Consider the following 8,707-nt stretch of genomic DNA (forward strand, 5'->3'; position numbering starts at 1 on the left):
CCGTGGTACGACCGCTGCGGTTGCAGTTTCAAATCTGTCCGACACCGCTGAAATCTTGGCTGACCACAGGGGATTTCGGATTGTCTGGGATCCGGCTAGGTAGCCGCTTGAATCTTCCACTGGGTGCCCTTGTCGATCTGCTCGCTGCACCGAGTCTGTCTTTCGGACGGATTCATCATCACCTCGGTGGGCCCGCTAAGTGGTGACGGTACCTCTGGTAGGTTTGCGTTTAGGAAGGACGGCGGCCACGAAACAACGATGCTATCTCTGGTCGGTCTGGCTGAGCTGGCTAGGGCTGCCCGCCCTAGCGGTGATCTTCGGGCTGAGCGTCGGGTGGCCAGCCGGAGTCTTCGTACTCCTTGTCGGTGCGATCGCCCAGGTGGCATATGTCCGCTGGTTTCCCCATGTTTCCCGGTGGGTTGGGTATGGCGTGGTCGCCGACGAACCGGCCGGAGGGATGAGTCAGCGCAGCTCATCTCATGTCACGCTGTACACCGCCAATCTGTGTCCTTTTTGTCCACTTGTTCGAGAGCGGCTACAGGTTCTCCAGCGGGAGATGGGTTTTGAGTTGCACGAGATAGACGTCACCTTTCGGCCGGGACTCGTTCTGTCCAAGGGGTTTCGTGCTGTGCCCGTGATCGAGATCGACGGTCGACAAGTGGTCGGTAACGCCACTTCGGCTCAGCTGGCTTCACTCCTCACAGCACGACCGGTGTAACCGTCGGCCGGCGGAATCGCCCGGCACGAGGACCCACCATATGTCGGGTGCCCAGTTTTCGACTGACGCTCTCCTCATATGATCACCGGCCGCTCCTTGAGCACCGAACAAGGTCACCTGCGAGCCGTGGGCTGGTACCCGAAGACAACTTTTCGACTGCACTCGTCTTCGGCGCCACCGGCCAAGCCGCACTGCGCCTGATCACCTTCGGCGGCACGTTTGACCGTGCCAGCCGCATTACCCTGACACCGTTGTTGTCGTCGCCAACCTCATCGACGCCTCTAAGTACGCCGAGCATCCTGACCAGGAGTCCGCACCGCAGAGCGTAATGGCGACCGGCCGAGGCCCTGGCTACCCGCCCGATTCGACAAGACCACAGAAGGAACGATGGAGGTCGTCGAGTTCGAGCCCGAGAAGGCCTTCAGGGTCAGAACTCATGACGGGCCGACGACCATCAACGGATGGGTCCTGTTCGAGTCTGCGAGTAGCACGAAGACTCGAATACTCCTAGGCGGTGAGTTCCCCGGAATGGACGATTCGATGGAAGAGAACATCCGTCCGATGATGGAACTCAGCGCTGCCAACATCAAGGCTCTTGTTGAATCCGAGACCTGATCGAACTCCGTGACCCAACCTGACAGCCCGCCGCTCACGTTCCTAAGGCTCTTCGCAGGCGAAGACGGGGAGTCGCATTTTGAAGCTCAACCGATCGGAGATCAAGAGTCCGCCGACTTGGTTCAAGGCGAGTATCTGAGCGCAGGAGCTGCATTTGCTTGCAGTCTCAGAGTGGTTCCCGCTGGATGGACGCGAGATCGGGGACCGACCAAGCAAACCACCCTCGCCGTCTATATCTCCGGTGAGGGTGTCGTCGAAGCCAGCGATGGTGATCGACGCGCCGTGCGTCCTGGAGTGGTCTTGATCGCTGAAGATACAACCGGGCGCGGGCACGCTGCTCGGGTAACGGGCCACCAGCCTTTGGCCGTAATGCACATCACACTTTCCGATCCGCCTCGCCCGTAGCTGACACAAATGCAAACGGCCGACCGAATTGAACGTCTAGAAGCCGGTTCCCGAGTTCGGGTCTCCCTGGCTGCAATCGGGCAAGTTGGGATCGTCAACGGCATCGACGAGGACGCCCTCTTGATTGCGGTCGCCGTGGTGGCCCGAACCCAACTGCAAAGGATAGAAGTCTCGCCAATCAACGAAGTTCGGCGTTTGTCGGCCCCGTTCCGTGTTTTGGCGGGCGCGGGTGACTGATCTGGTGTAAGTTCGAATCTCATGTTGAGCTGCGCAAACTCCTCATGATCGAGGACACCTGGATGGCCATGAGCTGGTGGTCGACCCGCTGAAACGCCAGGGCTCGTGGCCGGCTTGTCGCTTGGAGCTTGGGGAACGAGTCCCCGAGATGCGACTGGTTCCCAGTGGCGTCGGGTATAGGACATGCGATTAATCCGAAGGTACCCGACGGTTTCGTTCTGGGTGATCGCTTTTGCGATCGCATGGGGTATCGGGTTCACTGCCGGCGTCGATCCCGAAGTGATTGCGGACAGCTACTCGCCGGTGGCGGCGTTTCTCATCGATCGAATCCCAAAGTTCGCCATTACGATCGCCGGGCTCGTTGTCGTCTTCGGCGGTGGAGTCGATCGGAAAGCCTTCATGCGGCGGCTCACGACGTGGAAGGTACCGGCTCGGTGGTATGTGCTGGCCCTTGGAGGCCCGCTGCTGGCCTATGGAGTTGGGGCTTGGCTCGCTCCGGGCGCCAAAACCGTTTCTCTCGATGCCCAACTGGTGGGAGCTGCTCTATTCGGAGCCGAGACAGGGCTCGTTACCTATCTGTTCACCCGTGCAGGCTTGGGAGAAGAACCGGGTCTCCGTGGATTTGCATTGGCGCGGCACGAACAACGTCTATCTCCTCGTCGAGCAGCCCTCCTGATGGGGGGACTCTGGGGCGCCTGGCACTTGCCCGTGCTTCTCGACCGTGATGTCGTGTCGGTCCTGGCCTTCTTGTTGAGTGTGATCGCACTCACGTTCGTCTTTTCGTGGGTGTTTCATCGGAGTGGCGAGAGCGTATTGGTCGTTGCATTGCTCCACTCAGCCATCAACGCTTTCGATGATGTATGGGAAACCGTGATTCCCGAGTTGACGACCGTTGACTGGGAGATCCCCTTCGTGGCGATCACATTTGTCGCTGGAATCGCCGCCGCAGTGGCTCTCAAGTCAACCGTGGGTCGGGCAGATGTTGGCATGGAAGGGAACGCCTAGGCCTCATCGAACTTCTTACGACAAGATACGCGTGATCGGATGATTGGATGAACGCTCCTGAGATGGCCCTGGGGAACCTGGCTCTACGGTTCGGCTTGGAACTCGCCGCACTGGTTGGCCTGGCGATGGGCGCTTGGGCGTCGTCGTCCGGGTGGGTTCGATGGGCGGCGGTGATCGTGGTGCCTGTGACCGTTGCTGCTATCTGGGGCGTGTTCAATGTGGTGGGTGATCCGAGTCGCTCAGGCGACGCTCCCATTGAGGTGCCAGGTTGGCTGCGCCTCGGGATCGAATTGGTGGTTTTGGGTGGTGGCGCCGGAGGGTTCTATCTGTCCGAGCGCCCCAACTTTGCGATCGGCGTCGGGGCATTAGTCATCGTTCACTACGGCGTGTCCGTCAGGAGAGTGCACTGGCTACTCGATCGCTAGAGCACAGGAATTCGCCTTCGTGGCGGACATTGTGGTCGTTTTCGGTCGCCGTGGAGCGAACAACATGGTCGCGGTGGCTCAAACCCGATTCGATGTCGTCTACAGGTTGTCCACAAGGGCGACCGAGCGCCGCCCTTGGAGAATCAACGATCACCAAAACACACCTGCGGCCAACGGGATCGGCGACGTGATTTCAACTGATGTGCCGACCCTAAGGTTGGTACCACTCGGGTTATGTGTATTGATCGCCGGACAAATGAATACCGGATAATCGTCGCCGCTCGGTGGCACCGCGTTCGCAGTCACCGGAAACGCGGTGAGTACCGTCGACACTGCCAGGACCAGCATGGTCCATCGATTCTTTCGCATGGATTCCTCCTCTATTGGGGTGAAGCCGTCCGGGGTCGTTGAGTCGACATCGCGACGTCTCCAGTCGAGCAAACAGCCGGACGATGCCTTTGCGCCCCGAATGGTTCACACTCCCGATAGTCGAAGCCTCATGCGAATGCTCGGTTGGTGAACTCGCCGGACGGCTCCCGGTCCGGGCAGTGGCCGACAGCGCGCACAGGGCTCCCCTTGTGGCCGGCTGTCCCCCGAATTATCATCGCCTTTCAGTTGGACTCTGAGAGGGATATCGATGACCAGGTTCTATTTGCACACGTCGACAACGACCCTCGAGTCATTCCTCGCCAGAGTCCAGCAGGCCGAGGAGTTGAACTACTCAGGTATGTTCGTCGCCGATGGCCAACTCGATGTCCTCGACCCATTTCAGCTCATCGCGGCATCGAGAAGTGTTGCGACCCGGATTGGGGTGGGCACCGCGGCGACGAACGTGGTCTTTCGTGATCCGACCTTGCTGGCGGGTGAAGCCGCCACGGCAAACCAGATCACGGGCGGTCGTTTCATCCTGGGCATCGGGACCGGCGACTCGAACACGTACACGTTCGGTCGCAAGCCAACCAAACTGGCGGACATGGAGCAGGCGACGAAGGACATACGATCTCTGCTGAGCGGGGGGACGGTGGATTCGGCGGTCGGTCCCGCTCGCCTTCGTTACTCTGCGGGAGACACTACGGTTCCGATCTATTTCGCCGTGGACGGACCAAGGGGCCTCGAGGCGGCCGGCCGGGTTGCCGATGGCGTGATGCTTGGCAGCGGTTTCGACCTCGATGTCATCGAGTCCGCTCGTCGCCACATCGCCAAAGGTGCTGAGGAGGCAGGTCGAGACCCTGAGTCGATCCATCTCATGGCTGCTGGCATCATCTACGTCTTGGAGGACGGTGAAGCCGCGCGCAAGCTTGCACGCCGGCGCATCGCCAACCGGGCACATCACAATTTTCGTCTCTCTCTCGATTCAGTTCCGGAGGTGGAGCGTGAGGGGGTACGACGGTTCATGGAGGCGTTCGACATCAGCCGGCCTCTCGAGGAACGGGTTCCAGTCGAGTTGGTTTCGGACTATCTCGTGCGGAGATTCACGATTTCCGGCACCCCTGGCGAGTGCATCGATCGGGTCCGCGAGCTGCGCTCCATAGGAGTGGAGAGCTTCCTCCTTACGCCTCCAGAATACGCATGGCAAGAGGTCGCTCAAATGTGGGCCGAAGAAGTGATGCCGCACGTGACTTGAGGCGTTCCGTCTACATTCCGGCGCGAAACCGCCTGAATTCGGGAGGCCAGAAGGTCCTCAATCCGGGACATTGATGGACCGATACTTCATCGAGGCTCCACTCCCATGAATGGCAAACAGTGACCGCCACAGTAGATCGTTCGTCAGCCCTGTTTGCCTCCCTTCCCATGTCTCCCCATGCGGCGGTAGCCGAGCTCGGTCAAGCAGCTTTGGGCGGGCTCCCGTTGAATGAATTCTTCAAACGGGTCACGGATCTGGTTTGTAACGCTCTCGACGTCGAATTCTCGAAAGTCCTTCGCCAGCCCACTCCGGGGTCAAGGCTCATCGTTGTCGCGTCAGCGGGTTGGGGCCCCGAGGTGGAAGTTGGCGCGAGTACCGTGTCATCCCGCCCCACCTCACAGGCCGGGTACACCATGGCAACCCACGAGCCGGTGATGGTCGACGATGTCTCAAAGGAGTCTCGGTTCGAGGTTGGCGACTCTTTCGTCCGATACGGAGTGAGAAGCGGCATGAGTGTCGTGATCCCCGATCACCATCGGCCATACGGAATCCTGGCGGTGCACACACGGATTCCCCGGAGATTTACGATCGACGAAGGCGATTTCTTGCGATCGATCGCCAATGTCATCAGCGGTACGGTTCAGAACCAGCGGGCCCGGGATCGGATCGAAGCTCAGGCGAACGATCAGGAGCGACGCTTGCGCTTTCAGACTGCTCTCGCCACCTGCGCGCAGATGCTTCTCACCAACACCGGAGGCAACCGACTGGACAAAGCAGTCGAAGCCCTGCTTACTGCCACCCAGGCAACCTATGTCTTCGTCGAACGCAACCAGGTCGACCCGGAACTTGGCTTCTGTTCGCGAACTGTAACCACAATCAATGACCCAACAACGACTCGAATTCAGGATCACGACGGCTATTGGAATCTGGTCCCTTGGGAAAGAATGCCGATCTCGCGTCGGTCGTTGGAAAAGGGGGAGCCCTTCACATTCACGCCGGGCCAGCTTGAGGGCGTCGAATACGATCTTTACGCGTCCGAACCAGACCCGGTCAAGTCCGAACTCAACATCCCGATCTTCGTCGCAGGAAAGTGGGATGGCCTGATCGGGTTCTCAGATACGACCACCGTTCGTGAGTGGACGGCCGAAGATATCTCACTGCTCACCACCGCCGCCACGATGATCGGCGCCTTCTGGGAAAGCGAATCCGCCCGTGAAAACCGCGAGCAGCTGCTCCGGGCCAAAGACGAGTTTCTTGCCAGCGTCAGCCACGAACTGCGGACCCCCCTGACGGCAGTCGTTGGCTTCGGCGAGATACTGAGAGACACTGGCCATCTCCTCAGTGAAACCGAGCGACACGAATTCCTTCAGTTGCTCGTCACCCAGGGTTCCGATGTGTCCAACATTGTCAACGATCTCCTGGTCGCAGCCAAAGCCGACATCGGCAGCCTCAACGTCAGCAGGGTAAACGTCAATCTGCGGGCCCAGATCGCCCAGGTTGTCGAAAACGTTGATCCCGACCTCCGCGCTCGCATCAACGTTCTCGATACGATCGACGTTCGTGCTCTAGGCGATCCTGATCGAATCCGTCAGGTGGTTCGAAACCTCATCAACAACGCTAGCCACTACGGTGGACCGTCCATAGAGATTCGGCTGCTAGAAGACGAGACCCCACGGCTGCAAGTGTGTGACAACGGTCGTGGCATTCCTGACGAAGACCGCGAACGCATCTTTCAGCCGTACCAGCGTGCCCACAATGCTCAAGGGGTTGCCGGCTCACTCGGGTTGGGGCTTTCGATATCTCGCCAATTGGCCCACCTCATGGGTGGCGATCTGGTCTACCGATATGACGACAACGAAAGCATCTTCGAACTCACCCTGCCCCGAGCCGAATAGCTCGCCAGCTCAACGATGTCGGTTCGATGTTGGCTGTAATGACAATTGGTGGATGGGGCCAGACGCTGATACTTCTTGGTCCGGCCGCCGGGCCCGGCCATGAGACGCGATCGTAGTCCGGACGGTTCGATCGTATCGGCGACGGTGGGTTACGATTGCCCGCAGGACTGGCGTCGAAACAAGGACGGCTGTGTGGATCTCTGGATTCAGTGGTCCGAAGCTGAGGACACCATGGATGTTCGTTTGGAGCATTGGGGGATTCGACAGCTGGCGGAGCGATACTGCGATGCATCATTGGTGGGTGCTGTCGACGTGGCGCTTCTTGGACCAGCCGACATGGCATCCCGGGTCGACGTCATTGCCCGAATCCTCGAGCAATCCCTGGCCGCAGCCGGGTCCCAGTAGCCCCGCTTTCAGGAACGTCATGTCGTCGATGATCCCTGTGGTCGGTGGCTCACGAGCCACCGGCTCGACGAGGGCCTCGGCGCGCTAGCTCACATAGTCGGCGAGATGCTGACCGGTGAGCGTTGAACGGTCGGCGATGAGATCGGCGGGGGTGCCTTCGAAGACGATCTTGCCGCCGTCGTGTCCGGCGCCCGGGCCGAGGTCGATGATCCAGTCGGCGTGGGCCATGACGGCCTGGTGGTGTTCGATGACGATGACCGACTTGCCTGAATCGACCAGCTGATCGAGAAGGCCGAGCAGGTGTTCGACGTCGGCGAGATGAAGGCCACTGGTTGGTTCGTCGAGGACGTAGACGGCGACATCGGTGGCCATCTGGATCGCCAGCTTCAGTCGTTGCCGCTCTCCGCCCGATAGTGTGGTGAGGGGTTGGCCGAGGGTCAGGTACCCGAGTCCGACATCTGCGAGTCGGCTGAGGATCCTCTCGGCGGCAGGAGTCTTGGCTTCGCCGTCGGCGAAGAATGCCTGCGCCTCGATCACTGGCATCGCCAGCACTTCGCTGATATCGAGACCGGCGAGCTTGTACTCGAGTACGGATGCGTCAAATCGCTTGCCGTCGCACTCATCGCACGTGGTCGCAACGGCGTCCATGAAGCCGAGCTCGGTGTAGATGACGCCGGCGCCATTGCAATTGGGACAGGCACCTTCGGAGTTGGAACTGAACAGTGCGGGCTTCACCCTGTTGGCCTTGGCGAACGTCTTGCGGATGTGGTCGAGCATGCCGGTGTACGTCGCCGGGTTGCTACGTCGTGAGCCCCGGATCGGAGCCTGGTCGAACGACACGACGCCTTCGCGCTCTGATACTGAACCTTGGATGAGCGAACTCTTGCCCGAGCCTGCCACCCCGGTGATGACGACCAATACGCCGAGCGGGACATCTACGTCGACGTTTTGGAGGTTGTGGGTGCTGGCGTCTCGGATCTCAATCACTCCCGACGGCGTTCGTAAGCTGTCTTTGAGCGAGCCCCGGTCGTCCAGGTGCTTTCCGGTGAGGGTGCCGCTTCCTCGCAAGCCCTCGACCGTGCCTTCGAACACGACCTCGCCGCCACCGGTCCCCGCACCTGGCCCGAGATCGACGACGTGGTCGGCGATCTCGATCAGCTCCGGTTCGTGCTCGACGACCAGAACCGTGTTGCCCTTGTCTCGCAACTGCCGGAGCAGAACATTCATCCGCTGGACGTCGTGAGGGTGTAGGCCAACGGTCGGCTCATCGAATACGTAGGTCACGTCGGTGAGCGACGATCCGAGGTGGCGGATCATCTTGGTGCGCTGCGCCTCGCCTCCGGACAGCGTTCCCGGAGCCCGATCGAGCGACAGGTAG

Annotated in this window: 11 protein-coding genes; 9 read left to right on the top strand and 2 right to left on the bottom strand. The window is 60.2% G+C overall.

Annotated elements, in window-relative coordinates; translation table 11 throughout:
* Positions 1-310: 310 nt before the first annotated feature.
* The 6 genes from JJE47_09490 to JJE47_09515 all read left to right on the top strand — a co-directional run bounded on the left by JJE47_09490 (position 311) and on the right by JJE47_09515 (position 3,405).
* Positions 311-718: a glutaredoxin family protein gene (locus JJE47_09490; GenBank protein MBK5267652.1), complete on the top strand. Its 408-nt coding sequence runs from the start codon at positions 311-313 to the stop codon at positions 716-718.
* A 387-nt stretch (positions 719-1,105) separates the two neighbouring features.
* Complete coding sequence (locus JJE47_09495) at positions 1,106-1,333, top strand: hypothetical protein (protein MBK5267653.1); 228 nt, start codon at positions 1,106-1,108, stop codon at positions 1,331-1,333.
* A 9-nt stretch (positions 1,334-1,342) separates the two neighbouring features.
* On the top strand, positions 1,343-1,738 hold the full coding sequence (locus JJE47_09500; protein MBK5267654.1) for a hypothetical protein: 396 nt from the start codon (positions 1,343-1,345) through the stop codon (positions 1,736-1,738).
* Between the two features lie 9 nt (positions 1,739-1,747).
* Complete coding sequence (locus tag JJE47_09505; protein ID MBK5267655.1) at positions 1,748-1,975, top strand: hypothetical protein; 228 nt, start codon at positions 1,748-1,750, stop codon at positions 1,973-1,975.
* Between the two features lie 183 nt (positions 1,976-2,158).
* Entirely contained in the window at positions 2,159-2,980 is an 822-nt protein-coding gene (locus JJE47_09510; GenBank protein ID MBK5267656.1) for a CPBP family intramembrane metalloprotease, read from the top strand.
* Positions 2,981-3,027: 47 nt separating this feature from the next.
* Entirely contained in the window at positions 3,028-3,405 is a 378-nt protein-coding gene (locus tag JJE47_09515; GenBank protein ID MBK5267657.1) for a YrdB family protein, read from the top strand.
* A 150-nt stretch (positions 3,406-3,555) separates the two neighbouring features.
* Here the strand turns inward: JJE47_09515 and JJE47_09520 are convergent, their stop codons facing one another.
* Positions 3,556-3,774, bottom strand: coding sequence for a hypothetical protein (locus JJE47_09520; GenBank protein ID MBK5267658.1), 219 nt, complete (start codon positions 3,772-3,774; stop codon positions 3,556-3,558).
* 268 nt (positions 3,775-4,042) lie between these two features.
* Here JJE47_09520 and JJE47_09525 point away from each other — a divergent pair, with 268 nt between their 5' ends.
* From JJE47_09525 to JJE47_09535, 3 genes are all read left to right on the top strand, one after another.
* Positions 4,043-5,029, top strand: coding sequence for an LLM class flavin-dependent oxidoreductase (locus JJE47_09525; GenBank protein ID MBK5267659.1), 987 nt, complete (start codon positions 4,043-4,045; stop codon positions 5,027-5,029).
* A gap of 119 nt (positions 5,030-5,148) precedes the next feature.
* Entirely contained in the window at positions 5,149-6,924 is a 1,776-nt protein-coding gene (locus JJE47_09530; GenBank protein ID MBK5267660.1) for a GAF domain-containing protein, read from the top strand.
* A gap of 192 nt (positions 6,925-7,116) precedes the next feature.
* Complete coding sequence (locus JJE47_09535; GenBank protein ID MBK5267661.1) at positions 7,117-7,329, top strand: hypothetical protein; 213 nt, start codon at positions 7,117-7,119, stop codon at positions 7,327-7,329.
* A gap of 84 nt (positions 7,330-7,413) precedes the next feature.
* On the opposite strand, the gene JJE47_09540 is transcribed toward JJE47_09535, so the two are convergent.
* On the bottom strand, positions 7,414-8,707 hold a 1,294-nt coding region (locus JJE47_09540; GenBank protein MBK5267662.1), incomplete at its 5' end, for an ATP-binding cassette domain-containing protein.

Source organism: Acidimicrobiia bacterium (assembly GCA_016650365.1).
Taxonomy (GTDB): domain Bacteria; phylum Actinomycetota; class Acidimicrobiia; order Spongiisociales; family JAENVV01; genus JAENVV01.